Raw genomic sequence first — 25,237 nt, 5'->3', positions numbered from 1 at the left:
GGCAATGGTAGAAGATATGAATAGTGTAGAAATTAACAACCTAGAAGTGGGTGCAACAGTTACTGGAACCGTTTCAAAAGTAGAAGAAAAGCAAGTTTTTGTAGAAGTTGAAAACAGCAAAGTAGATGGCATCATTCCGATTAGTGAGCTGTCAAGCTTACATATTGAAAAAGCGGAAGATGTGATCGAAGTTGGCGCGAAAATTGAGGCAAAGATTCTTAAAGTAGAAGATGAAGCTTTAATTTTATCAAAACGTGCTGTTGATGCAGATAAAGCATGGAACGATTTAGAAGAAAAATTAGAATCAAAAGAAGTGTTTGACGTTGAAGTAAAAGACATTGTCAAAGGTGGCCTTGTTGTTGATATCGGCGTGCGAGGCTTTATTCCGGCTTCTTTAGTAGAAACATATTTTGTAGAAGACTTTGAAGATTATAAAGGAAAAACAATGAGCGTAAAAGTGATGGAGCTTGATCGCGAGAAAAATCGCGTTATTCTCTCACATCGTGCTGTTGTAGAAGAGCAGGAAGTAGCGAAAAAGCAAGAACTTCTTCATTCTCTTGAAGAAGGGCAAGTTCTTGAGGGGACAGTACAACGCTTAACAGATTTTGGCGCGTTTGTAGATATCGGTGGCGTTGACGGCCTTGTACACATTTCACAGCTTTCACATACTCATGTTGAAAAACCATCTGATGTTGTTACAGAAGGTGATAAAGTAAACGTTAAAGTATTGTCTGTTGATAAAGAAAATTCTCGTATTTCACTTTCTATTAAGGATACGCTTGAAGGACCTTGGTCAAACATTAGTGACCGTATTAAACAAGGAGATGTCTTGGAAGGAAAAGTGAATCGCCTTGTTTCCTTTGGAGCATTTGTAGAAGTTGAGCCTGGTGTAGAAGGCCTTGTTCATATTTCTCATATTTCAAACCAGCATATCGGTACGCCACATGAAGTTTTATCAGAAGGCGAAGCTGTTAAGGTGAAAGTTTTAGATGTGAACGAGAATGAAAGACGTTTGTCACTAAGCATCCGTGAACTTGAAGAAGGAAAAGGTGCACAAAAAGTAGACTATAGTCAGTATGAGAAAAAAGAAGAATCAACAGGTTTCCAACTTGGAGAAATGATTGGAGATCAGCTAAAAAAACTGAGATAAATGGTGATGATTGTGAGCAGAGCACAACGAAAGATTGATCATATTAACCATGCTCTTTCAACAGGGCAAGAACGAAAACATGGGTTTGAAGATATAAGATTTGTTCACAATAGTTTACCGAATACATCTGTTGATGAAATTGATATTTCTACAAAAATTGGCGAGCTTTTCTTAAGTTCGCCAATTTTTATCAATGCGATGACAGGTGGCGGCGGACGTGAAACAGAACAAATAAATGGAAGTTTAGCAAAAGCAGCTGCGCAAACGGGTGTTGCCATGGCTGTTGGTTCCCAAATGGCGGCAATTAAAAATAGCGAGGAAGCGGCAACATACGAAGTGGTAAGACGCTGTAATCCGGATGGCATTATTCTTGCTAATCTTGGAAGTGAAGCTACAGTAGAACAAGCAAAAAGAGCTGTTGAGATGATTGATGCCGATGCTTTCCAGATTCATCTTAACGTTATTCAAGAGCTTGTCATGCCAGAAGGCGATCGGAATTTTAAACAAGCACTTGAACGAATCGAACGAATCGTGGAAGAAGTTGGCGTTCCCGTTGTCGTAAAAGAAGTAGGATTTGGAATGAGCCATGAAACAGTTGAAAAGCTTTCAAATGTTGGTGTTTCCATTGTAGATGTAAGTGGATACGGGGGAACAAACTTCTCCAAAATTGAAAATGAACGACGCGCCCGTCACTACGAATTTTTTAATAGTTGGGGAATTACAACAGCAGCATCTTTAATAGAAGTAAACAATAAACATCCATACATATCCACAATTGGTTCAGGTGGAATTCAATCTGCTGTAGATGCCGTGAAAGCGCTAAGTATTGGTGCAAATGCGGTAGGAATGGCAGGGACGCTCCTTCGAGTTCTAAGAGATAAAGGAATGAAAGGTCTTTTAGAAGAACTTGGGACAGTTCAAGACGAAATGAAAATTATTATGGCTGCTCTTGGTTGCCGAACTGTGGAGGAACTAAAAGAGGTTCCGCTCGTTATTAGCGGTGATACACATCATTGGCTATCTTCACGTGGAATTGATTTAAACAAATACGGAACTCGAACGAAGATGTAAACAACAAAAAAGGAGGCTTGAGTATGATGATACTCAAGCCTTTTTTTAGCGTTTGTTAATTTGTCTTGCTTCTTCAGGGCTTTGCATATGGGTTGCTCCCTTGTAATGAAGACCCTGATCACGGTCAGACTCCACACGTTTAGACTCTCTTAGCTTTTTTTCTTGACGGTCTTTTCCCACTGTTACCCCTCCTTTAGTAAGTTAGGATTCCCGCTCAGTTTTCTTCCTATACGATTATTTTGAATGGTTTTTACACATAATGGAGATGTTGGGAGGTTAGTGGATGGATATCTTTTATTTTTATTGGTTCTCTTGGATATGGTGGGTTTTACTGACTTTTTTTATGGAAAAAACAAAGGAAAGAACATATTTAAGTGCTCTTATTTTACTGTTGCTTATTTTTTCTACAACGTTTATTTCTTTTGAAATTTGGGAGGTTAATGTAGCGTATCTTGTTTTGTTCACAAGTTCTTTTATTCCTTACAAAAATCAAACAAACTATATGATAAGCTGGATATATACACTCATAATTGCTCTATTTTATGGAGGTTTTTATTTGTTTGCTCTGTATGACCCAGTTTGGATCATTGGAGATTACTTATGGCTTCTGAGCGCTTGTATGTTCCTCATTACATGCGTTGTCGTTGCACCGCATCGGGCGAGGCAGTGGCACTTCATTAATGGAGCATGCGTAGGAGAAGCACTCCTCTCCATTGTGCTAGGAAAGATAGGGATAAAACCCGAAGTTGGGGATGAAGCGTTTTTAAGCTTAATAGCAGCTGTAACACTTGCTCTTTTTTCATGGGAGAGCGCAAAAAAAGCATTTTATTATATTAGTTTTGTTCGCTTAAAGGAAAGACCATCTTCCTTTTTCAAAAAAGGGTAGTTGTTCATAATGATGGTTTTTGATAAAATAACAAGGTTAAAAACCCTTATTATATAAAAGGGTCCTTTATTTTTTAAAACGGAACATTTGAAAAATGAAATGAGACAAATTTGAAATAAAAAATCATAGCGATGGTTAAAAGAAAAAGTATCGCGTTTAGATGATGAACACATGAAGGAGACAAAGTTATGGCAAAACCAGTTATTGCAATTGTAGGTCGTCCAAACGTTGGAAAATCGACTATTTTTAATCGTATTGTCGGTGAGCGCGTTTCGATTGTAGAAGACGTTCCAGGAGTAACAAGGGACCGTATTTATAGTTCTGCTGAATGGCTGAACAAAGACTTTAATATTATTGATACAGGCGGAATTGAGCTTAGCGATGAGCCATTTATGACGCAAATTCGTCAGCAAGCTGAGCTTGCAATGGATGAAGCGGACGTTATTATTTTCCTAACAAACGGTCGTGAAGGCATTACAGCAGCTGATGAAGAAGTAGCTAAAATTTTATATCGTACGAAAACTCCAGTTGTACTTGGCGTTAACAAAATTGATAATCCACAAATGAAAGAGCTTATTTATGATTTTTATTCTCTTGGATTTGGAGAACCATTCCCAATTTCAGGTTCACATGGATTAGGGCTTGGAGATTTGCTTGATGAGGCTGCTCGTCATTTTCCGAAAGATGAAGACGAAGAATACGGAGATGAAGTTATTAAGTTTTCATTAATTGGTCGTCCAAATGTAGGGAAATCTTCACTTGTGAATGCCATCTTAGGAGAAGAGCGCGTTATTGTAAGTAATATCGCAGGTACAACACGTGATGCGATTGACAGCAAACTCACAAAAGATGATCAAGAATACGTAATTATTGATACAGCCGGAATGCGAAAGAAAGGAAAAGTGTATGAAAGTACCGAAAAATATAGTGTACTTCGTGCCTTAAGAGCAATTGAACGCTCTGACGTCGTTCTTGTTGTATTAGACGGAGAAGAAGGTATTATTGAACAAGATAAACGTGTTGCAGGCTATGCACATGAAGCGGGTAAAGCTATTATTATTGTTGTGAACAAATGGGATGCAGTTGAGAAAGATGAAAAAACAATGAAGGAATTTGAAGAGAAAGTGCGTGATCACTTCCAGTTCTTAAGCTATGCACCAATTGTGTTCTTATCAGCGAAAACGAAAAAGCGCGTTCATACTCTTTTACCTGTTGTTCAAACAGCAAGTGAAAATCATGCAATGCGCGTTCAAACAAACGTATTGAACGACATTATTATGGATGCTGTGGCGATGAACCCAACGCCAACGCATAACGGAAAACGATTAAAGATTTTTTATGCAACACAAGTTGCGGTTAAGCCACCGTCATTTGTTGTATTTGTAAATGAACCAGAGCTAATGCATTTCTCATATCAGCGTTTCTTAGAAAATAAAATTCGCGAAGCATTTGGCTTTGAAGGAACGCCAATTCGTATTTTTGCACGACAACGAAACTAGAGAGTGGAGGCGTGGGAAAATTGTCAAATATTGCAGTTTTAGGAGCAGGAAGCTGGGGAACAGCTCTTGCTATCGTTTTAGCAGATAATGGACATCATGTTCGTTTATGGGGGCATCGTGAGGCAACGGTGAAGGAAATTAACGAATGCCACACAAACGAAAAGTATTTGCCTGGAGTTATGCTTCCTGAAAACATCTATGGAGAAGCTTCATTGGAGAAAGCTATTGAAGGATTAGATACGATTATTTTAGCTGTTCCAACAAAAGCAATTCGAGAAGTATGTCAAAGCATTAAATTAACAAACGGTATGTATACGATTGTTCACGTCAGCAAAGGTATTGAACCTGACACACATATGCGCATTTCTGAGATGATTGAAGAAGAGTTTGGAAATCATTCGACACTTAAAGATGTTGTTGTATTATCAGGTCCAAGTCATGCTGAAGAAGTGAGCCGGAAACAGCCAACAACTGTAACCGTTTCTTCTACAAATATGGAAGAAGCAGAAAGAATTCAAGATTTATTCATTAATGACCAATATTTTCGCGTGTACACAAATTCGGATGTTGTAGGAGTAGAAATTGGCGGAGCGCTGAAAAATATTATCGCCCTTGGTGCTGGAATTAGCGATGGCCTTGGCTATGGAGATAATGCAAAAGCTGCTCTTATTACAAGAGGACTAGCCGAAATTTCTCGTTTAGGTTGCGCGATGGGAGCTAACCCGTTGACGTTTTCTGGATTAACCGGAATCGGGGATTTAATTGTAACGTGTACAAGCGTACATTCTAGAAACTGGCGTGCTGGCAATCTGCTTGGCAAAGGGCAAAGCTTGCAATCTGTATTGGATAATATGGGAATGGTTGTGGAAGGTGTGCGTACCGCCAAAGCAGCTTACCAGCTCTCCTCAAAGCTTGGCGTACAAATGCCGATAACAGAGGCTATTTATAACATTTTGTTCAATGACGTTGATGCGAAGAGTGCTGTTGACGGCCTTATGGGGAGAACAAAAACGCATGAAATGGAAGATTTAACGAATATTTTAGATGATAGAGGTATTTAATAGAGGATAGAAAGAAATCTCTATTATTCAATTTTGTTTTAGAGACAAAAAGCCTTGGACAACAATATGTTGTCCAAGGCTTTTTTACTTTTTGTAATAGAAACTAAAAAATTAAAGGTGTATGAAAAAAAAACAAGAACTATATAGTTAAAGTATTAAGAAGGAAAAGGAGCTGAAAAGAATGTCAGAAGGATTGATGAAAATGTGGATTGCCTTTGGAGCAATTGCTTTTATGTTCTTTTCCGTATTCTTTATTTACGTGAGCAGATTTAAGCTTAAAAGAAAGTTTTTGAAAGGGCTTACTGCTACTTTTGCATATCTTTTCATGGTTATAGCAGGTCTTATTATTATGCTTGTTGTATTCAGCGGACCTGTCCAAAAGTAATGTATTTGCTTACATAATAGGTGATAAGGTAGGTTTTTTCATGAAAAAGGCTAGCTCTCTTTTATGTATTCTCTTTCTATTAACAGGCTGTTTATATCCTGAAGAAAGATTAAAAGAAAACAAAGTTCCGTATGAGGCCCAGCTTAATGCTGTCCAGACGGCTGTTGATCAATTTCGAGAAGATAAGGGAGGCATTGTTCCTATTAAGACAAGAGATATGAAAACACCTTTATATCAGAAGTATCCCATAGACTTTAACAAGCTTATCCCTGCTTATCTTGAAGACGTGCCGGGAAACTCTTATGAAGCAGGAGGAGTATATTCTTATGTGCTTGTTTCTCCTGAAGAAGATCCAACAGTAAAATTAATTGATGTTTCTGTGTCCCAAAAAATCCATGATATTCACATTCGATTAGACGCTTATAGACAGAAGCATGGCTCTCCTCCATATGCACAAGAAGCAGGAAGTGGATTTTATACGCTTGATTACAAAAAACTCGGATATGAGCATAAAATCACCGTCCAAAGTCCCTACAGTGGCCAAACACTGCCCGTATTAGTCAACGGAAAAGCTGAGCTTTTTGTAGATTATTCAGAAGATTTATATCGAGCATTGAATAAGACAGAAAAAAGCTATAAAAAAGGAGATGATATAAGAGAGGTTCTTGTTGAAAACTCTCCTTTTGTACCTGTCTTTTCCCCCTCTTATACTGTGAACGATAAGGGAGAACCCCTAATTCTCCAAAATTAAGTCATGAACCTCTTCTCTTCGAATACATATTGAAGGGAAGGGGTTTTTAACCTTTTTCATATAAAAGGATAGACAAATCTTTTTCTTTTAAGCTAGTCATATTTTAATAGGACAACATCATAAGTATATAGTGTTCTAGGCATTATATAGGTTATGAACTCATAGATCGGAGGGGGATCTTTTGGAAAAGGTTGATGTTTTCAAAGATATCGCGGAACGTACAGGTGGAGATATTTATCTCGGAGTCGTTGGGGCTGTAAGAACAGGGAAATCAACATTTATTAAAAAATTTATGGAACTTGTTGTACTTCCAAACATGGCGGATGAAGGTGAGAGAGCTCGTGCGCAAGATGAACTGCCGCAAAGTGCAGCAGGGAAGACAATCATGACAACTGAGCCCAAATTTGTTCCGAATCAAGCTGTAAATGTGGAAGTTGACGAAGGACTGGATGTAAATATTCGCCTTGTTGACTGTGTAGGATATACGGTTCCAGGAGCAAAGGGATATGAAGATGAAAATGGGCCGAGGATGATTAATACACCGTGGTATGAAGAACCAATTCCATTTCACGAAGCTGCGGAAATTGGAACGAGAAAAGTCATTCAAGAACACTCTACAATCGGCGTTGTTATTGCAACAGACGGAACGATTGGGGAGATACCTCGAGCTGACTATATTGAAGCAGAAGAGCGCGTTATTGAGGAGCTCAAAGAAGTAGGGAAACCATTTATTATGGTCATTAACTCTGTGCAGCCATTTCATCCTGATACAGAGAAGCTTCGTCAAAATCTAATTGAAAAATATGATATTCCAGTGCTTGCTATGAGTGTTGAAAGCATGAGAGATCAAGATGTACACAATGTGCTACGTGAAGCACTTTTTGAGTTCCCAGTGCTCGAAGTAAACGTGAATCTACCAAGCTGGGTTATGGTATTAAAAGATGAACATTGGCTCCGTGAAAACTATCAAGAAGCTGTTCAAGAAACGGTCAAAGATATTAAGAGACTTCGTGATGTTGATCGAGTTGTTGACTTGTTTTCAGAGTATGAGTTCATTGATGAAGCAAGATTAGCAGGGATTGACATGGGGCAAGGGATTGCTGAAATTGACCTCTTTGCGCCAGATGACTTGTATGACCAAATCTTAAAAGAAGTTGTTGGCGTAGAAATCAGGGGACGTGATCATCTTCTTGAGCTTATGCAAGAATTTGCTCATGCTAAAGTCGAGTACGATCAAGTTTCAGACGCCCTTCGCATGGTGAAGCAAACAGGTTACGGAATTGCGGCACCTTCACTTGCAGATATGAGTCTTGATGAACCTGAAATTACAAGACATGGCTCTCGCTTTGGTGTACGGTTGAAAGCAGTAGCTCCATCTATTCATATGATTAAAGTAGATGTAGAGTCTGAATTTTCTCCCATTATTGGAACTGAAAAGCAAAGTGAAGAGCTTGTTCGCTACCTTATGCAAGACTTTGAGGACGATCCGCTCTCTATTTGGAACTCAGACATTTTCGGCCGCTCTTTAAGCTCTATTGTGAGAGAGGGGATTCAAGCAAAGCTTTCTCTAATGCCTGAAAATGCACGTTACAAGCTTAAGGAGACGCTTGAACGCATTATTAACGAAGGTTCTGGTGGCTTGATTGCGATTATTTTATAAACTAACAAAAAAGAGAGGATATCCTCTCTTTTTTGCGTTGATTTAATAAGAATCTCTTAAAATGGGCTAAGTCTTTTGGATTATTCATAGAGAAAACCTAGCATTGTTCATAACTTTTCGCTTGATTACCAATATACGATATGTTAATCTTTTAAAAGACATAGCGAGCAAGATATGCCTAAGCCAATGGAACATACTGTGAAACCATTGCATTTTATTAATGAATCCTTTATGATGTAGGCATATTAACGAAACAAGAGGATTCTAACGTATAAAGTTTGAGTAATATGTAAAGAAATGAAATAAGGACTAGGAATGTTACGATATCTCTTACAAGAGATCGATGGATTCATTATCCTTTTTGGGAGGAGGTGAATAGCGTGAATAAGACAGATTTAATCAATACAGTTGCAGAAGCTAGCGAGCTTTCAAAGAAGGATGCTACAAAAGCAGTTGATGCTGTTTTTGATACAATTCTAGATGCGTTAAAAGAAGGTGACAAAGTTCAACTGATTGGCTTTGGTAACTTTGAAGTACGTGAGCGCGCTGCTCGTAAAGGTCGTAATCCACAAACTGGGGATGAGATTGAAATTCCAGCGAGCAAAGTACCAGCGTTCAAACCAGGTAAAGCTCTTAAAGATGCTGTTAAATAAACATTACATATTAACAAGAGCTTAGAAAGGTCGCTTAATAGGCGACCTTTCTTTTTTGCCTTTGGGTGTTCCGTATGCTAGAATTTTGTTTGGAATTATCTCTTTATCCTCTTAAAACCAACTTTGCTTCCATAAAGCAAAGTTTATGATAAATATGAATGACGACTGAACGTCATTGACCGAATATAATGGAGGCTAGTTTTATGGCAGAACAGAATGTTAACAAAGAACAAATTGAGCATGCGGTTCGGCTCATTTTAGAAGCAATTGGAGAAGATCCAAACAGAGAAGGACTACTTGATACACCAAAGCGCGTTGCGAAAATGTATGAAGAAGTTTTTTCTGGACTAAAAGAAGATCCAAAAGAACATTTCAAAACAGTTTTTGGTGAAGATCACGAAGAGCTTGTACTTGTCAAAGATATTCCGTTTTACTCGATGTGTGAACATCATCTTGTTCCTTTCTATGGAAAAGCCCATATCGCTTATATCCCGCGTGGAGGAAGAGTGACAGGGCTTAGTAAGCTTGCTCGCGCTGTTGAAGCGGTTGCGAAACGTCCTCAGCTTCAAGAACGCATCACGTCAACCATTGCAAACTCAATTGTTGAATCATTAGATCCACACGGTGTTATGGTCGTTGTCGAAGCAGAACATATGTGTATGACGATGCGCGGTGTGAAGAAGCCAGGCTCAAAAACGGTTACTTCAGCTGTAAGAGGCATACTTGAATCAGATGCAGCTGCTCGTGCTGAAGTGCTATCATTAATTAAATCGTAAAGAGTGAGAGGAGCTAGGAGTATGTCAAAACCAGCGGAATATATCGTTATTAAAGCAGAGGAAGATGGAGTAAACGTAATCGGATTAACAAGAGGATCTGATACGAGATTTCATCATTCAGAAAAACTGGATAAAGGTGAAGTTATGATTGCTCAGTTTACAGAGCATACGTCAGCTATTAAAGTTCGTGGAAAAGCGATTATCCAGTCTCAACATGGAGAAGTGGAATCAGAGGCGAAAAAGTAAGCTTATATTACGTCTCAAGCAAGCGTAAGTCTGTTTAAAAAAGTAGAATATTTCCTAGACTAGAATTAGGAATAAACGCAAAGATGAGCAGGAAGTTTCCTGCTTTTCTTTATATATACTATCTGTTTTTTGAAAACGAGAACGTTTGAAAAGCATTGTAAAATTAACCGTTTTTTTACGAAAAACTTGTGTTATAATTGACGTTGTCTATTTTGAACGATTATCGAAAAGAATAATGAATAATGAAAGGGAGACAAAGGGTGATTGATGTGTCCAACATCTTGGAATTTATAGAGGACGTAAAAGAGCAGCTTACAAATAAGTTACAACATAAATACATGAAGAACATAATTTCAACTCCGAGCATTGATGAAGATAAGCTGTTGCTTTTATGTTCTTTTCTAGAGCCGTTTTCAACAGCGGAAAAGCCGTTGCATGCACATGCTGTGTCCGTTATGCTTGTGCAATTTGCATTGGACACCCATGACTTAGTCTCCACTCAACAACTTCCTAGTGATACGTCGCTTGAAAAAGAACGACAGTTAACAGTTCTTGCTGGGGATTATTACAGCGGTTTGTACTATTTTCTGCTTTCACAAGCAGGTGATATTACGTTTATTCAACGTCTTGCTACAGCAATTAAAAAAACTAATATATCAAAGATGTTTTTATATAGAAATGAAGTCAAAACGCTAGAAGAGATGATTCATCACTTCACATTAATTGAAACTGCTGTGTTTACAGCTCTAACGGAATATTTTGAGCAGCCGAAATGGACAAAGCTCTTTTTAAATGTCTTATTAACAAAGCGCTTTTTATATGAGAAGCAATGTTTGCTGAATGATGAAAAAACGCTTTTTACAGAAACGTTTAAAAGATATATGAAAAGAAATTCGATTAATAAGCGTGAAGGAATAGCAATGCTCGATTCCTATATAGAAACGAATCGAAACGCTCTTATTGATGGAGACGAGTTTACAAAAAGTGAGGAAATGAAAAAATATATAAAATCACTTTTAATTCATGAAACGAGTATGGGAAGAAGGGTAAACGATGCGAGAATCTAAAGAAGAACGCGTTCATAAAGTATTCGAAAACATCTCAGAACACTATGATCAAATGAACTCGGTCATTAGTTTTCGTCAGCATAAGCTATGGCGAAAAGATACGATGAAACGCATGAATGTAAAAAAAGGATCTCGTTCTTTAGATGTTTGCTGTGGTACAGCGGATTGGACGCTTGCTATGGCTGAAGCTGTCGGAGAACAAGGGGAAGCAGTAGGTCTTGATTTTAGTCAAAATATGCTTTCAATTGGTGAGAAGAAAGTAAAAGCTTCTCCATATGCTAACGTTTCTCTTATTCATGGTAATGCAATGGATCTGCCTTTTGAGGATAATAGCTTTGACTATGTCACAATTGGCTTTGGTCTTAGAAACGTTCCTGACTATTTACAAGTATTAAAAGAAATGCACCGTGTATTGAAGCCAGAGGGCAAGGCCGTTTGTTTAGAAACATCTCAGCCAACATTAATTGGGTATCGCCAGCTTTATTACTTTTACTTTAAGCGAATTATGCCGCTCTTTGGAAAGCTGTTCGCTAAAAGCTACGAGGAATATTCATGGCTTCAAGAATCAGCAAAAGATTTTCCAGATCGACGCGCCCTCAAACGTTTATTTGAAGAAGCAGGTTTTGAGAAAATCAATATCAAAGCGTATGCAGGCGGAGCTGCTGCAATGCATATGGGGATTAAATAACATCATCAACGCTATTTCGATGAAATTTGTTTAAAAGGTGAAAAGAATGAAATTACAAATGATATATGCCTTTTTACATGGAGATATTTCTCGAATTGAAAAAGAGCTAGAAGAAGCCATTGAAAAAGAAAACACGTCCATTATTTCAGAGGCTTCTCTTCAGCTTTTACAAGCAGGAGGAAAACGAATTCGTCCTGTTTTTGTATTGCTAGGAGCAAAGTTTGGCGACTATGATATCGAAAATATCAAGAATGTAGCTATGGCACTTGAACTTATTCATATGGCATCTCTTGTTCACGATGACGTTGTTGATGATTCAGACGTACGTCGCGGGCAGCCTACAATTAAAGCCAAATGGGATAATCGAATTGCAATGTATACAGGGGACTATATTCTTGGGCGCTCTTTGGAATTAATGACGAAGATCCCGGATGTTGAAGCTCATAAAGTGCTCTCACATGCTATTGTAGAAGTATGTTTAGGCGAGATTGAGCAAATTAAAGATAAATATGATTTACAACAAAATTTCCGTACGTACTTCAGACGGATCAAGCGAAAAACAGCATTGCTTATTGCTGTGAGCTGTCAGCTTGGTGCTATTGCAGCAGGAGCAGACAAAAGTATTCATGAGCGTCTTTATTGGTTCGGATATTATGTGGGTATGTCGTTTCAAATTACCGATGATATTTTAGACTTTACATCTTCGGAAAAACAGCTTGGTAAACCAGCTGGAAGTGATCTTTTACAAGGAAATATTACTCTTCCAACTCTTTATGCATTAGAAGTACCAGGCATGAGAGAACAAGTTGAAAAGCTTTTTGAAGGAGAACATGAGCGTATTTCAATTATCATTGAAGAAATAAAAAAATGTGGAGCAATTGAAAAAGCGACGAAAGTGAGCGATATGTATCTTGATAAAGCACTTACGGTTTTAAATGAGCTTCCACCAAGCAAAGCGAAAAATACGTACAATAAGCTTGCAAAGTTTATCGGAAAAAGAAAATTCTAATAACTTCTCCACCCTACTGTTGTAAAAATTCTGAATTAGTGATATTATTCACTTGTGATGTTTGCGTTTTCATAAAGTACATAAAGGGTGGAGATTATGGAAAGAACATTTATTATGGTAAAACCTGATGGAGTACAGCGTAATATTGTTGGTGATGTTGTCACACGTTTTGAAAAAAAGGGTTTCCAATTAGTTGGAGCAAAACTTATGAACGTGTCAGAAGACTTAGCTAAAGAACATTATAAAGAACATAAAGAGAAGCCGTTTTTTGGAGAACTTGTTGACTTTATTACATCTTCCCCTGTTTTTGCGATGGTTTGGGAAGGCGAAAATGCTGTAACAGTTGCTAGAAAGATGCTAGGAAAGACAAATCCTGCTGAAGCAGAGGTTGGCACAATCCGAGGAGATTACGGCCTGCAGGTTGCTAAAAATGTTGTTCATGGTTCAGATTCAAATGAAAGCGCTACACGAGAAATCTCGCTGTTTTTTAACGAAAGCGAGCTTGTTAATTATACGAAACTAATAAATGATTGGGTGTATGAAGGCTAGCATTATGCTAGCTTTTTTTATATTCTAATAGATATGAAGCTAATTTGGTAAAGGTAAAGAAGTAAGGGTGAATAAGGTGAATGACTACGAGCAGTTTATATTTAACATCAAAAAGAAAACAGGGATTGATTTATCACTATACAAAGAACCCCAAATGAAAAGGCGGCTAACATCTCTTTATCAGAAACGTCACGCTTCTTCTTTTATGGATTTTTATAGAGCATTATGTGAGAAAAATGAGCTTTTACAAGAATTCCTAGATCGTTTTACAATTAATGTTTCTGAATTTTATCGAAACGGAAGTAAATGGGTGGAGCTAGAGAAGCAAATTTTAGTTCCAATGCTTCAGAAAAAGCACTCCTTAAAAATTTGGAGTGCAGCATGTTCGACAGGTGAAGAGCCATATACAATTGCAATGATCTTAGCTCAGTTTTTACCATTAAAAAGTATTCGTATTTTAGCAACAGATATTGATGAAACAGTGTTAAGGAAAGCAAGAAAAGGTGTTTATGGAGAGAGAGAACTACAGGAACTCCCCTTACATATGAAAACAAAGTATTTTACATATAGAGAAGGACTTTATTATATTAGCGAAGACATTAAAAATACGGTTGTATTTAAAAAACATGATCTTCTTCAAGACCCTTTTCAGAGCAACTATGATCTTATTGTTTGTCGAAATGTTTTGATTTATTTTACAGATGTAGCAAAGCATGCTCTGTATGAGAAAATGAGTCAATCTTTAAAAAAAGGAGGAGTTTTGTTCGTCGGAAGTACTGAACAAATCTTTAATACGAGCTCTTATGGGTTAACGTGTTCCCGTCCCTTTTTTTATCGCAAAGAATAAAGAAAAAAGATAGACTACAGTTTGAAAATCATTAATAATTTTTAATTGAAAATACTTTAGAGCTTAAAAGCGTTAAAGTTTACGTTCCACAATCCAAATTTTTGTGTTATAGTCATACACAACAGAAAATTTTTTATTAAACAAACATAATAGACGGAGGAGTAAGATGAGATACTTAACTGCTGGAGAGTCACATGGACCCCAACTAACTACAATTCTAGAAGGAGTGCCTTCAAATCTTCCATTGAAGGCTGAAGATATCAATGAAGACTTAGCACGCCGTCAAAAAGGCTATGGCCGCGGACGAAGAATGCAGATTGAAACAGACGAAGTAGAGATTTTAAGCGGTGTTCGTCACGCTTCAACGCTAGGTTCTCCGATTACGCTTGTTGTTGAAAACAACGACTGGAAGCATTGGACTAAAATTATGGGCATTGAAGAAATTTCAGAAGAAGAGAAGGAAGAAGTAAAAAGAAAAATTACGCGTCCACGTCCAGGACATGCTGACCTTATTGGTGGAATGAAATATGGTCACCGTGATTTACGTAATGTTCTTGAACGTTCTTCTGCTCGTGAAACAACAGTACGTGTTGCAGCTGGAGCTGTAGCGAAAAAGATTTTAAGTGAATTAGGTATTAATGTTGCATCACACGTTCTAGAAATCGGCGGAGTTCGAGCAAATCCTCCTCAATATAAAAATTTAAATGAGCTAAAAAATCGTACAAATGAATCTCCTGTACGTTGCTTTGATCAAAGCGTAGAGCAGGAAATGATGAGTGCTATTGATAGTGCAAAAGAAAACGGAGATTCTATAGGTGGAATCGTCGAAGTGATTATTGAAGGTCTCCCACCAGGTGTTGGAAGCTACGTTCAATACGATCGCAAACTGGATTCTAAAATTGCTGCAGCGATTGTTAGCATTAACGCATTTAAAGGCGTTGAGTTTGGAATTGGTTTCGAAGCAGCCCGTTTGCCTGGAAGCAAAGTTCACGATGAAATTCTTTGGAATGAAGAAGAAGGATATACAAGAGGAAGCAACAACTTAGGTGGTCTAGAAGGCGGAATGACGACTGGAATGCCTCTTGTTGTACGCGGCGTAATGAAGCCAATCCCGACGCTTTATAAGCCATTGCAAAGTGTTGACATTGATACGAAAGAGCCTTTTTCAGCAAGCATTGAGCGTTCAGATAGCTGCGCGGTTCCAGCAGCAAGTGTGGTAGCAGAAGCTGTTGTAGCATGGGAAGTAGCAAATGCAATTGTAGAGCAATTTGGTCATGACCGTATGGATCTTATTAAAGAAAATATTGAGCGCTTAAAAAGCTATGCAGGAGAATTTTAATGGAATCCCTGCAGATAAAAACAGCGTCTAAAAAGTATCCCGTTTATTTTGGTGAACGTATATTAGAAAACTTACACAGCGTCATTGAAGATGTATGTCCGTCAGTTTCTAACATCCTTGTTATCTCAGATGAAACGGTTTATAAACATCATGGCAAGGCGCTGATGAAAGAGCTTCCTAATCAAGCTCTTTCGTATATTTTGCCAAGTGGAGAAGGAGCAAAATCGTTTGAGCATTTTTATAATGTTCAAACCTTTGCCCTTGAACACGGTCTTGATCGTCAATCACTCATTATCGCATTTGGCGGCGGAGTTGTCGGTGACTTAGCTGGATTTGTTGCCGCAACATATATGCGTGGCATTCCGTTTATTCAAGTTCCAACAACACTGCTTGCACACGATAGCGCAGTTGGTGGAAAAGTAGCGATTAACCATGAGTTGGGCAAAAATATGATTGGTGCTTTTCATCAGCCAGAAGCCGTTTTTTATGATATTTCACTTTTAGAAACGCTAAGTGAAAAAGAATGGCGCTCAGGATTTGCAGAAGTGGTGAAACATGCGCTTATTTATTCGACGACTTTCTATGATTGGTTGAAATCTAGTGTGTCTACTTTTGAAGATTTAAAAGGAGAAACGCTTATTCAGTCTATTAAAGAAGGGATAAAGGTAAAAGCTGAAATTGTAGCTAACGATGAGAAAGAAACGGGTATTCGCGCCTTTTTGAATTTTGGTCATACGCTAGGGCATGCGATTGAAGCAGAGCTTGGATATGGGGAGATTACTCATGGAGAAGCTGTTGTGATTGGGATGTGCTTTGCTTTCGAAATTGGAAAAGAGCTTATTGATACAACATTTCCTCTTGAAAAACTTAAAGAGTGGCTACATAAGCTTGGATATCGTACAGATATTCCACAAGGGTTGGATAAGAACAATCTTGTAGCTAAGATGAAAGCTGATAAAAAGGCGCAACACGGTCAAATTAACATGGTTCTTTTAAAGGAAATTGGAGAACCTTTATTAATGAAAGTTGATGAGAAGACCATTTTATCTCTATTGTCTGAGACTTCAACATAGAGTTTTAATGGTTGACAGCAAATATTCTAGGTATTAGAATGTTCTGTAAGTTAGAGTTTTAGAGAGTATAAGGAAACATTGTAGAGCTGAGTATAAGTGAATATAAACTAGGTAGATGAGACGAGTGTAGAGAGAGCAGAGCAGAGGTTAGAAGAGTAGTAGTATATCAAAATGTCTATTTGCCTAAAGTCTTATTTGACTTTGGGCTTTTTTATTATCCCTCTTATCATCACCCACCTCACTGTTCTCATTCTTCACTTACGATATGGAGGAATGAGCATATGAATACTAATTTTACTTCTTTTTTGCAAGCATCATTAAATTATCGAACAATCCCAATTACAAAAACATTTTTAATGGATAACGTTATGCCAGTTGATCTTTTTCAATGTCTCGGAGAAGAAGCAATTTATCTGCTTGAGAGCAGTGATGAGAGCTCACCATGGGCGAACTATTCATTTATTGGTCTTAATCCTTTTTTATATTTAAAAGAACAGAACGGCACTTTCTTTTTAGAGCGATCAGATGGGACAAAATTAAACAGTTCTACTTGTTTAAATGAAGCATTTGAATTGGCAAAAGAATATGTGAAAGCAAAGATTCCAGATATGCTGCTTCCATTTAAGGGAGGAGCCGTCGGATTTTTAAGCTATGACTCTCTATCTCTTTTTGAAAAGGTTCCTGTTCATAAAGAAAATGATTTAGGAATGCCTGCTGTTCATTTTTCTTTTTGTGAAACAATTGCTGCTTATGATCACAAAAATAAGAAGATGACGCTTATTCACTATCTTCAAACACATGAAGAGCGAGATGAAGAAAAGTTAAAAGAGGTATACGATAACGGAGAAGCAAAAATTCGTTTCTATGTTGAAAAGCTTAAAAAGGACTGTCGCGCAGCGGAACCAATCATTTTTTCAGCTGAGCGTAAAGAAGTTGATTTTAGCTCTGTTGAGTCTTCCTATACGAAAGAGAAGTTTGTAGAAGATGTTGAAAAATTAAAAGAATATATTCGGAGCGGTGATATTTTTCAAGGTGTTTTATCACAGCGCTTTAAATTGAAGACGGCTCTATCAGGATTGGAAATCTATCGCATTCTGCGTCTTGTTAATCCTTCGCCATACTTGTTTTATATTAAGCTAGAAGACGCTGAAATTATCGGGAGTTCTCCAGAGCGACTTATTCAAGTTGTGAACGGACACTTAGAAATTCATCCAATAGCAGGCACAAGGAGAAGAGGACGAACAGAAGAAGAAGAAGAAAAGTTGAAAAACGAAATGCTTCAAGATGAGAAAGAGCGTGCAGAACACTATATGCTCGTTGACTTAGCCCGAAATGACATTGGGCGCGTTGCTTGCTACGGAAGCGTTCAAACGCCAGTATTAATGGAAGTTGTTACATTCTCTCACGTTATGCACATGATTTCAAAAGTTACAGGAGAGCTTGATCGTAAATATTCCCCAATTCAAGCACTTCTTGCTGCCTTTCCGGCTGGAACAGTATCAGGAGCTCCAAAGGTTAGAGCTATGCAAATACTCAATGAAATGGAGCCTGTTGCACGAAATGTGTACGCAGGAACGGTCGCTTACATTGATTTTGATGGAAATATTGATTCATGTATTGCAATTCGCACGATTGTACTAAAAGACGAAAATGCATATGTTCAAGCAGGAGCTGGCGTTGTGTATGACTCAGTGCCTGAGCTTGAATATAAAGAAACTAAAAACAAAGCAAGCGCCCTTATTCATACGATTAACGTAGCTGAAGAAATCTACGGAAAAGAAGGAGCGAAGTTGCATGTTTAAAGAATACTTAAAGAAATGTCTAAACGGTGGATTTTTAACAGAAAGCGAAGCACAGCTTGTGATGGATGGCATTATGAAAGGAAATGTATCACAAAGTCAAGTTGCTAGCTTTTTAACAATCTTAACGTATCGAGGCGAAACGGTTGAAGAAATAACAGGCTTTGTTCGTGCACTTCGTGAGAACATGCGTCCTTTTTCAACTTCGTTTCAGGATGCCGTTGATACGTGCGGAACAGGAGGAGATGGAGCTTCTACCTTTAATATTTCAACAGCAAGCGCTATCGCCGCTTCCTCTCTGGGGGTGAAAGTAGCAAAGCATGGCAATAGGGCTGTTTCCTCTAAAAGCGGGAGTGCTGATGTGCTTGAGTATCTTGGTATTGATATTGGGTTAACAGAAGAAGCAGCAAAAGAAAAATTAGAACACTATAACATGGCTTTTTTGTTCGCTCCTTTTTATCATCCGGCAATGAAAAATGTTGCTTCAATTCGTAAAGAACTTGGATTTCGGACTGTATTTAATGCTTTAGGGCCAATGGCAAACCCTGCTAATTGTTTAAAGCAAGTCATTGGCGTGTATTCTTTTGAACTTTCTCAAAAACTTGCCAAAGCGCTTCAAAAGCTTAATCCCCATCATGTTTTATTTGTAACAGGAAGGGACGGCCTTGATGAAATAAGCGCATGTGCGAAAACGGACATTGTCGAGCTGAAAGAAGGTCAAATTTCAACTTATACAATTGCACCTGAAGATTTTGGCTTACAACGCGGAACTCAGGAGGAAATTGTTGTAGAAACAGCGGAAGAGAGCGCTCGATTAATTCAAGATATTTTTGCCAACAAAGCGCCGACAACGGCTGTAAATGCGGTTGTTTTAAATACAGCAGCAGCCCTTTATGTAAGTGGCAAAGCGTTGTCTATTGAAGAGGGAGTTCGCATTACAGAGGAAGCGATTAAAAGTAAAACTGTTCAACAACATTTTAGACATATGACAAAAGAGGTGAACCTTCATGCTTGAGAAAATTTTACAAACAAAACGAGAAGAGCTAAAAGAAATACAGTTAGGACAGCAAGAGGATGTTCAAAAGATTTCATTTTATCAAGCGTTACAAAATAAAGCACGTCCTGTCTCATTGATCGCTGAAGTGAAAAAAGCTTCCCCTTCAAAAGGACTGATTAAAGAAAATTTCAATCCTGTCCAGATTGCAAAGCAATATGTGAATGGAGGGGCAAATGCTTTATCTGTCTTAACAGATGAACCGTATTTTAAAGGTCATCATACGTATCTTACAAACATTAAGAAGGAAGTCTCCATTCCTGTTCTTCGAAAAGACTTTATTATCGATTCTCTGCAAGTAGAGCAAAGCGCTCGTATTGGAGCAGACGCTATTTTACTCATTGGAGAGGCGATGAGGCCAGAAAAACTGCATGAATTGTACTTACAGGCAAAGGAACTTCATTTAGATTGCTTAGTCGAAGTACATAGCAGAGAAGTACTTCAAGGCATTTTAACGATTTTCACACCAGAAATTATAGGGATTAACAACCGTAATTTACACACTTTTCAAACAACGCTTCAGCAAACAGAGGAAATCAGTCAGTTTGTTCCTAAAGAAAGTCTGATGGTAAGTGAAAGTGGGATTTTTACTTATGAAGATGTGCAAACCGTAAAAAAAGCGGGCGCAAATGCCATTCTTGTAGGTGAATCATTAATGCGTCAAGAAGATCAAACTACAGCTATTTATAATTTATTTGGTGAAGAAGTTTATGAAAATTAAGTATTGTGGAGTTAAGAATGATAGAGAGTGGAAGCTTGTAACAGAAAGCATGTGTGATTACGTTGGGTTTATTTTTACTTCTAAAAGTAAACGTTATGTCTCACCGGAAGATGTTGGAAAATGGGCTGTTTCTTCTAAAAAAAGAGTAGGTGTTTTCGTAAATGAACAGTTAAGCATAATCGAAAAAGTAGTGAAAAGAGCAAAACTTGATGTTGTTCAATGTCATGGAGAAGAAACGAAGGAAGACCTTTTTCGCTTAAAAGAGGCAACAGGGAAAGATGTATGGAAAGCTTTACCTCATGATACAGACACCGAAGAGAACATGATATTGTACAGCGAGGTTGTAGACGGATTTGTAATCGATACAAAAGTAAAAGGTTCATTTGGCGGAACGGGAACAACGTTTGACTGGAGCGTTGTTCCGAAATATACCAATAAGGCAGAGGATTTGCAAAAACTGTGCTTTATCGCGGGAGGAATCGGCCCGGGAAATATTGAAGATCTTTTAACATATAGCCCACAAGCTGTTGATATCTCAAGTGGGATTGAAGAGAACGGAAAAAAAACGAAAACATTGATCAGTGAATTAGAAAGGAAGATGCACAATGAAATATAGCTACCCAGACAGTTTTGGCCGATTTGGAGAATATGGAGGGAAATATGTACCTGAAACATTAATGTACCCTCTTGAGCAACTTGAAGAAGCATTAAATAAAGCAATGGAAGATCAAAATTTCAAAGAAGAATATGCGAATTTGTTAAAAGAATATTCAGGTCGCCCAACGGCTCTTACGTATGCAGATCAAGTGACTAAAAAGCTTGGTGGAGCTAAAATCTATTTAAAGCGTGAGGATTTGAATCATACAGGAGCACATAAAATTAATAATGCGCTTGGTCAAGCACTGCTTGCAAAGTATATGGGGAAAACAAAGCTTATTGCAGAGACAGGTGCAGGACAGCACGGCGTTGCTACAGCAACAGTTGCAGCTAAGTTTGGCATGGAATGTAAAGTGTTCATGGGTGAGGAAGACATTGAACGTCAAAAGCTGAACGTATTCAGAATGAAGCTTCTTGGCGCAGAAGTTATTCCCGTTTCTTCAGGAACAAAGACGCTGAAAGATGCGACAAGTGAAGCTATCCGTTTCTGGGTTTCACATTGTGAAGACCACTTTTATTTACTTGGCTCTGCAACAGGACCACATCCTTATCCAAAAATGGTTCGTGACTTTCAGAAGATTATCGGTATTGAAGCGAAAAAGCAGTTTCTAGAAAAAGAAGGGCGTTTGCCTCATACTGTGATTGCGTGTGTTGGAGGCGGAAGTAATGCAATTGGAATGTTCTACGACTTTATCGGCGATGAAGACGTTAAATTAATTGGAGTTGAAGCAGGTGGAAAAGGGCTTGATTCAGGTCTTCACTCAGCTAAGATGGCTCGTGGAAGCAAAGGGGTTTTACACGGCACACTCACAAACTTACTGCAGGACGAGCACGGTCAAATTACAGAACCATATTCCATTTCAGCTGGGCTCGACTATCCTGGTGTTGGACCAGAACACGCATTGCTTTCAAGCATCAAAAGAGTCGAATATAAAAGTGCAACAGATCGTGAAGCACTTGATGCATTTACACTTTTAACTAAAACAGAAGGCATTATGCCTGCTATTGAATCATCACACGCGCTTGCTGAAGCTTTCAGGCTTGCTCCTTTAAAATCAAAGGATGAAACCATTCTTGTATGTTTATCAGGCCGTGGTGACAAAGATGTAAATTCACTAATTCGTTTACTAGAGGAGGAAATGGACAATGAGCACGTTCAAAGAGAGACTACCAAAGCATAAAAAATTATTTATTCCTTTTATTACAGCAGGAGATCCTACAGAAGAAGTGACAGTTGAGTTAGCATACAGTCTCCAGAAAGTAGGAGCTTCAGTGCTCGAACTTGGCGTTCCATACTCAGATCCTCTTGCAGATGGACCTGTGATTCAGGCCGCTTCAAGCAGAGCGTTAAAATCAGGAATGACTATTACAAAAGCGATCAAACTTGTATCAAAAATGAGGGAAAGAGGCGTTGAAATTCCGATTATCCTCTTTACCTATTTTAATCCTGTGTTACAATTGGGGTACAAAAACTTTTTCGCTTTAATGCGACAAAATCAAGTTGATGGTTTTCTTCTCCCAGATCTTCCATATGAAGAAAGTGAAGAGCTTCGTTCTCTATCAAAAGAGAATGAAGTAGCTCTTATTTCTATGGTTGCTCCAACATCCAAAGATCGCATTCAAAAAATCGCAGCATCTGCTGATGGATTTTTGTACTGCGTATCTTCTCTTGGTGTAACAGGTGTGCGAGATAAGCTTCCTGAAAATGTGCATGAGTTCTTAGATGAAGTGCAACGATACGCAACGGTCCCTGTAGCAGTTGGGTTTGGCATTTCTAAAGCAGACCAAGTGCAATTGCTTATTGATCATAGCGATGGAATTGTTATTGGAAGTGCACTTGTTCACAAAGTAGGAGAGCTAGAAGATGCTTTAAAAGGGAGCAAAGAGGAGAAGAGAGAAGCCTTAACAACTATTGAGAATTATATTGAAGAGATTATCTCTCCTATATCACTTTGTGAGGTGTAAAAAGCGTGGAAGTCAAAAAACAGCTTCTTTCACTAACTCCTTATAAGCCGGGAAAACCGATTGAGGAAGTGAAAAAAGAATTTGGATTAGAGAAAGTTATTAAACTAGCATCAAATGAGAACCCATATGGTTCTTCACCGAAAGCTGTTGAAGCTATTAAACAGGAAGCTTCAAAGTTAACGCTTTATCCAGATGGCTATGCGAGCGAGCTTCGTACAGCAGTAGCAAACTTCTTGAATGTTAAAGAAACAGAGCTTTTGTTTGGAAATGGTTCAGATGAAGTAATTCAAGTTCTTTGTCGTTCACTTTTAACAAAAGATACAAATACAGTGATGGCGACGCCTACCTTTTCTCAATACAAGCATAATGCCGTAATTGAGGGAGCCGAAATTCGAGAAGTCCCCCTTGTTGACGGCCAGCATGATTTAGATAAAATGCTTGAATCTATTGATGGTAAAACACGAATTGTGTGGATTTGCAGTCCAAATAATCCGACTGGAACGTATGTTAATAAAGATCGTTTGCACGCTTTTTTACAGCGCGTCCCAGAGACAACGCTTGTAGCCATTGATGAAGCATACTATGAGTATGCAACAGCATTGGACTATCCGGAAACCATTCCACTTTTAAGTCAGTATAAAAATTTAATTATCCTTCGTACGTTTTCAAAAGCTTACGGACTTGCGGCCCTTCGCGTCGGGTACGGAGTAGCGAATACGGAGCTTTTACAAAAGATCGAGCCTGCGCGCGAGCCTTTTAATACAAGCCGTTTAGCACAGGCAGCTGCTTGCGCTTCAATTGAAGATCAAGCATTTATCGAAGAATGCCGACAGAAAAATACAAAAGGTCTTCAGCAATATTATAATTTCTGTGAAGAGCACAAGCTTTCTTATTATCCTTCAGAAACCAACTTTATTTTGATTGATTTTAAACATTATGAAGGAGATGCTATTTTTAACTATCTTCTTCAAAAAGGTATTATCATTCGATCAGGAAATGCGCTTGGTTTCCCAACTTCTATTCGTATTACAGTTGGATCAGAAGAGGAGAATAAGGAAATCTTGGGACATCTTCATACTTTCTTACAAGAACATGCAGTGCAGAGCTAACGTATAAAGATGAAAATGAAAGGCCAAGATGAGGCACACATAGACGTGGGCTTCATCTTGGCTTAAAATATAGGGACAAAGTTTTAGTATTAATGAGGTGGAAAACATGACAAGAAATATTGCTGTCATTGGACTAGGTTTGATAGGTGGTTCACTTTCTTTAAACATGAGAGAAACGCAAGAAAGCGTACATATGATTGGATATGATATAAACCAAGATCAGCTTCATCTTGCCAAATCACTAGGTGTTATTGATGAGGAAGCTTCTTCTATTGAGTGTGCATGTGAAAAAGCAGACATTATTATTATTGCGGTACCTGTTACACATGCTGTTGCCTTATGTGAGAAACTTGCTTCTTTAAAACTGAAAAAAGGCGTTATTATTACAGATGTCGGAAGCACAAAAACAAAAATCGTTGAGACAGCGAACATTTTTGCACATCAAGACGTTCACTTTATTGGAGGGCATCCAATGGCTGGATCTCACAAAAGTGGCGTAGCTGCGGCAAAGGTTCATTTGTTTGAAAATGCTTATTATATTTTAACTCCTTCTGAACATACGCCAGAGGAGAAGGTTAGCGAGCTTAAACAGCTTCTTCAAGGAACAAAGGCACAGCTTATCGAAATGACGCCTTCTGAGCATGATAGAGTAGCAGGAGTTATTAGTCATTTCCCTCATATTATTGCGGCAAGTCTTGTTCATCAAGCTAAAAAATATAAAAAGCAAAATGAGTTAACCTCAAAGCTTGCGGCAGGAGGTTTCCGAGATATTACGCGTATTGCTTCAAGCAGTCCTGTTATGTGGCGAGATATTTTAATTCATAATCAACAATCAATGCTTGAACTTTTTGATGAGTGGGCATTAGAAATGGAAGAAATTAAAGAAATGGTACGTTCGCTTGATGCAGAAGGGATATTTAATTATTTCGAAGAAGCTAAAAACTTTCGAGATGGTCTTCCTGTAAAAGAAAAAGGAGCGATTCCTTCTTTTTACGATTTGTATGTGGACGTGCCAGACTATCCAGGGATTATTTCAGAAGTAACAGGCTACTTAGCAGAAGAAAGAATCAGTATTACAAATCTACGCATTTTAGAAACACGTGAAGATATTTATGGAGTGCTTCGTCTTAGTCTTCAAAAAGAAGAAGATCGTGAAAAGGCTAGAATATGTTTAGAAAGTCATGGGTATGGAACATTTATTCCATCTTAAAATAGAAAAAAG

Annotated in this window: 27 protein-coding genes; 26 read left to right on the top strand and 1 reads right to left on the bottom strand. The window is 38.2% G+C overall.

Going from position 1 to position 25,237, the window contains the following annotated elements:
* Window positions 1–4: 4 nt before the first annotated feature.
* Window positions 5–1,150 carry a 30S ribosomal protein S1 gene (rpsA, locus tag BM012_RS01560; protein ID WP_061801838.1) on the top strand — a complete coding sequence of 382 codons (1,146 nt, stop codon included), beginning with the start codon at window positions 5–7 and terminating at the stop codon, window positions 1,148–1,150.
* Complete coding sequence (fni, locus tag BM012_RS01555) at window positions 1,151–2,221, top strand: type 2 isopentenyl-diphosphate Delta-isomerase (protein ID WP_206765243.1); 1,071 nt, start codon at window positions 1,151–1,153, stop codon at window positions 2,219–2,221. It abuts the gene before it with no gap.
* 45 nt (window positions 2,222–2,266) lie between these two features.
* On the opposite strand, the gene BM012_RS01550 is transcribed toward fni, so the two are convergent.
* Window positions 2,267–2,401: a YpzI family protein gene (locus BM012_RS01550; protein ID WP_019391668.1), complete on the bottom strand. Its 135-nt coding sequence runs from the start codon at window positions 2,399–2,401 to the stop codon at window positions 2,267–2,269.
* Between the two features lie 103 nt (window positions 2,402–2,504).
* Here BM012_RS01550 and BM012_RS01545 point away from each other — a divergent pair, with 103 nt between their 5' ends.
* From BM012_RS01545 to BM012_RS01430, 24 genes are all read left to right on the top strand, one after another.
* Window positions 2,505–3,107 carry a YphA family membrane protein gene (locus tag BM012_RS01545; protein WP_061801837.1) on the top strand — a complete coding sequence of 201 codons (603 nt, stop codon included), beginning with the start codon at window positions 2,505–2,507 and terminating at the stop codon, window positions 3,105–3,107.
* Between the two features lie 188 nt (window positions 3,108–3,295).
* Window positions 3,296–4,606, top strand: a complete 1,311-nt coding sequence (gene der, locus BM012_RS01540) for a ribosome biogenesis GTPase Der (protein WP_040056724.1) — start codon at window positions 3,296–3,298, stop codon at window positions 4,604–4,606.
* A gap of 20 nt (window positions 4,607–4,626) precedes the next feature.
* A complete protein-coding gene (locus BM012_RS01535; RefSeq protein WP_061801836.1) occupies window positions 4,627–5,667 on the top strand; it encodes an NAD(P)H-dependent glycerol-3-phosphate dehydrogenase in 1,041 nt (346 codons plus the stop codon).
* Window positions 5,668–5,848: 181 nt separating this feature from the next.
* Window positions 5,849–6,052, top strand: a complete 204-nt coding sequence (locus BM012_RS01530) for a DUF2768 domain-containing protein (protein WP_061801835.1) — start codon at window positions 5,849–5,851, stop codon at window positions 6,050–6,052.
* A gap of 40 nt (window positions 6,053–6,092) precedes the next feature.
* Window positions 6,093–6,803 carry a hypothetical protein gene (locus BM012_RS01525; protein WP_061801834.1) on the top strand — a complete coding sequence of 237 codons (711 nt, stop codon included), beginning with the start codon at window positions 6,093–6,095 and terminating at the stop codon, window positions 6,801–6,803.
* A gap of 181 nt (window positions 6,804–6,984) precedes the next feature.
* Window positions 6,985–8,463 (top strand): stage IV sporulation protein A, encoded by a 1,479-nt coding sequence (spoIVA, locus tag BM012_RS01520; protein ID WP_061801833.1) that lies wholly within the window; start codon window positions 6,985–6,987, stop codon window positions 8,461–8,463.
* A gap of 380 nt (window positions 8,464–8,843) precedes the next feature.
* A complete protein-coding gene (locus tag BM012_RS01515; RefSeq protein WP_061801832.1) occupies window positions 8,844–9,116 on the top strand; it encodes an HU family DNA-binding protein in 273 nt (90 codons plus the stop codon).
* Between the two features lie 203 nt (window positions 9,117–9,319).
* Window positions 9,320–9,892: a GTP cyclohydrolase I FolE gene (gene folE / locus BM012_RS01510; RefSeq protein WP_061801831.1), complete on the top strand. Its 573-nt coding sequence runs from the start codon at window positions 9,320–9,322 to the stop codon at window positions 9,890–9,892.
* Window positions 9,893–9,913: 21 nt separating this feature from the next.
* Entirely contained in the window at window positions 9,914–10,138 is a 225-nt protein-coding gene (gene mtrB / locus BM012_RS01505) for a trp RNA-binding attenuation protein MtrB (protein ID WP_061801830.1), read from the top strand.
* Between the two features lie 260 nt (window positions 10,139–10,398).
* Complete coding sequence (locus BM012_RS01500; RefSeq protein ID WP_061801829.1) at window positions 10,399–11,205, top strand: heptaprenyl diphosphate synthase component 1; 807 nt, start codon at window positions 10,399–10,401, stop codon at window positions 11,203–11,205.
* Entirely contained in the window at window positions 11,192–11,893 is a 702-nt protein-coding gene (locus BM012_RS01495) for a demethylmenaquinone methyltransferase (protein ID WP_061801828.1), read from the top strand. The genes BM012_RS01500 and BM012_RS01495 overlap by 14 nt, the downstream gene beginning before the upstream one ends.
* 46 nt (window positions 11,894–11,939) lie before the next feature.
* On the top strand, window positions 11,940–12,902 hold the full coding sequence (hepT, locus tag BM012_RS01490; protein ID WP_061801827.1) for a heptaprenyl diphosphate synthase component II: 963 nt from the start codon (window positions 11,940–11,942) through the stop codon (window positions 12,900–12,902).
* A gap of 96 nt (window positions 12,903–12,998) precedes the next feature.
* Window positions 12,999–13,451 (top strand): nucleoside-diphosphate kinase, encoded by a 453-nt coding sequence (ndk, locus tag BM012_RS01485; RefSeq protein ID WP_061801826.1) that lies wholly within the window; start codon window positions 12,999–13,001, stop codon window positions 13,449–13,451.
* 76 nt (window positions 13,452–13,527) lie between these two features.
* The gene (locus tag BM012_RS01480; protein ID WP_061801825.1) at window positions 13,528–14,298 is read left to right on the top strand and encodes a CheR family methyltransferase; all 771 of its coding nucleotides are present in this window, start codon (window positions 13,528–13,530) and stop codon (window positions 14,296–14,298) included.
* A 166-nt stretch (window positions 14,299–14,464) separates the two neighbouring features.
* Entirely contained in the window at window positions 14,465–15,637 is a 1,173-nt protein-coding gene (gene aroC / locus BM012_RS01475) for a chorismate synthase (protein ID WP_061801824.1), read from the top strand.
* Window positions 15,637–16,710 (top strand): 3-dehydroquinate synthase, encoded by a 1,074-nt coding sequence (aroB, locus tag BM012_RS01470; protein ID WP_061801823.1) that lies wholly within the window; start codon window positions 15,637–15,639, stop codon window positions 16,708–16,710. Before aroC ends, aroB begins: the two co-directional genes overlap by 1 nt.
* Window positions 16,711–16,991: 281 nt before the next feature.
* Complete coding sequence (trpE, locus tag BM012_RS01465; RefSeq protein WP_061801822.1) at window positions 16,992–18,512, top strand: anthranilate synthase component I; 1,521 nt, start codon at window positions 16,992–16,994, stop codon at window positions 18,510–18,512.
* Complete coding sequence (gene trpD, locus BM012_RS01460) at window positions 18,505–19,524, top strand: anthranilate phosphoribosyltransferase (RefSeq protein WP_061801821.1); 1,020 nt, start codon at window positions 18,505–18,507, stop codon at window positions 19,522–19,524. Before trpE ends, trpD begins: the two co-directional genes overlap by 8 nt.
* Window positions 19,517–20,284, top strand: coding sequence for an indole-3-glycerol phosphate synthase TrpC (gene trpC / locus BM012_RS01455; RefSeq protein WP_061801820.1), 768 nt, complete (start codon window positions 19,517–19,519; stop codon window positions 20,282–20,284). Before trpD ends, trpC begins: the two co-directional genes overlap by 8 nt.
* Window positions 20,274–20,900 carry a phosphoribosylanthranilate isomerase gene (locus BM012_RS01450; RefSeq protein WP_061801819.1) on the top strand — a complete coding sequence of 209 codons (627 nt, stop codon included), beginning with the start codon at window positions 20,274–20,276 and terminating at the stop codon, window positions 20,898–20,900. Before trpC ends, BM012_RS01450 begins: the two co-directional genes overlap by 11 nt.
* Window positions 20,890–22,122, top strand: a complete 1,233-nt coding sequence (trpB, locus tag BM012_RS01445; protein ID WP_061801818.1) for a tryptophan synthase subunit beta — start codon at window positions 20,890–20,892, stop codon at window positions 22,120–22,122. The genes BM012_RS01450 and trpB overlap by 11 nt, the downstream gene beginning before the upstream one ends.
* The gene (gene trpA / locus BM012_RS01440; protein WP_061801817.1) at window positions 22,088–22,906 is read left to right on the top strand and encodes a tryptophan synthase subunit alpha; all 819 of its coding nucleotides are present in this window, start codon (window positions 22,088–22,090) and stop codon (window positions 22,904–22,906) included. The genes trpB and trpA overlap by 35 nt, the downstream gene beginning before the upstream one ends.
* 5 nt (window positions 22,907–22,911) lie before the next feature.
* On the top strand, window positions 22,912–24,015 hold the full coding sequence (gene hisC / locus BM012_RS01435; RefSeq protein ID WP_061801816.1) for a histidinol-phosphate transaminase: 1,104 nt from the start codon (window positions 22,912–22,914) through the stop codon (window positions 24,013–24,015).
* A gap of 106 nt (window positions 24,016–24,121) precedes the next feature.
* Window positions 24,122–25,225, top strand: coding sequence for a prephenate dehydrogenase (locus tag BM012_RS01430; RefSeq protein ID WP_061801815.1), 1,104 nt, complete (start codon window positions 24,122–24,124; stop codon window positions 25,223–25,225).
* The last annotated feature ends 12 nt before the right edge of the window (window positions 25,226–25,237 follow it).

This window comes from Priestia endophytica DSM 13796 (assembly GCF_900115845.1).
Classification (GTDB): Bacteria; Bacillota; Bacilli; order Bacillales; family Bacillaceae_H; genus Bacillus_I; species Bacillus_I endophytica.
This window is presented reverse-complemented; position numbering and strand designations above follow the sequence as displayed.

Coding starts and splice junctions, on each gene's coding strand:
- rpsA (WP_061801838.1), top strand. CDS start 5: ATGGTAGAAGATATGAATAGTGTAGAAATTAACAACCTAGAAGTGGGT.
- fni (WP_206765243.1), top strand. CDS start 1,151: ATGGTGATGATTGTGAGCAGAGCACAACGAAAGATTGATCATATTAAC.
- BM012_RS01545 (WP_061801837.1), top strand. CDS start 2,505: ATGGATATCTTTTATTTTTATTGGTTCTCTTGGATATGGTGGGTTTTA.
- der (WP_040056724.1), top strand. CDS start 3,296: ATGGCAAAACCAGTTATTGCAATTGTAGGTCGTCCAAACGTTGGAAAA.
- BM012_RS01530 (WP_061801835.1), top strand. CDS start 5,849: ATGTCAGAAGGATTGATGAAAATGTGGATTGCCTTTGGAGCAATTGCT.
- BM012_RS01525 (WP_061801834.1), top strand. CDS start 6,093: ATGAAAAAGGCTAGCTCTCTTTTATGTATTCTCTTTCTATTAACAGGC.
- folE (WP_061801831.1), top strand. CDS start 9,320: ATGGCAGAACAGAATGTTAACAAAGAACAAATTGAGCATGCGGTTCGG.
- mtrB (WP_061801830.1), top strand. CDS start 9,914: ATGTCAAAACCAGCGGAATATATCGTTATTAAAGCAGAGGAAGATGGA.
- BM012_RS01495 (WP_061801828.1), top strand. CDS start 11,192: ATGCGAGAATCTAAAGAAGAACGCGTTCATAAAGTATTCGAAAACATC.
- hepT (WP_061801827.1), top strand. CDS start 11,940: ATGAAATTACAAATGATATATGCCTTTTTACATGGAGATATTTCTCGA.
- ndk (WP_061801826.1), top strand. CDS start 12,999: ATGGAAAGAACATTTATTATGGTAAAACCTGATGGAGTACAGCGTAAT.
- aroC (WP_061801824.1), top strand. CDS start 14,465: ATGAGATACTTAACTGCTGGAGAGTCACATGGACCCCAACTAACTACA.
- aroB (WP_061801823.1), top strand. CDS start 15,637: ATGGAATCCCTGCAGATAAAAACAGCGTCTAAAAAGTATCCCGTTTAT.
- trpE (WP_061801822.1), top strand. CDS start 16,992: ATGAATACTAATTTTACTTCTTTTTTGCAAGCATCATTAAATTATCGA.
- trpD (WP_061801821.1), top strand. CDS start 18,505: ATGTTTAAAGAATACTTAAAGAAATGTCTAAACGGTGGATTTTTAACA.
- trpC (WP_061801820.1), top strand. CDS start 19,517: ATGCTTGAGAAAATTTTACAAACAAAACGAGAAGAGCTAAAAGAAATA.
- BM012_RS01450 (WP_061801819.1), top strand. CDS start 20,274: ATGAAAATTAAGTATTGTGGAGTTAAGAATGATAGAGAGTGGAAGCTT.
- trpB (WP_061801818.1), top strand. CDS start 20,890: ATGAAATATAGCTACCCAGACAGTTTTGGCCGATTTGGAGAATATGGA.
- trpA (WP_061801817.1), top strand. CDS start 22,088: ATGAGCACGTTCAAAGAGAGACTACCAAAGCATAAAAAATTATTTATT.
- BM012_RS01430 (WP_061801815.1), top strand. CDS start 24,122: ATGACAAGAAATATTGCTGTCATTGGACTAGGTTTGATAGGTGGTTCA.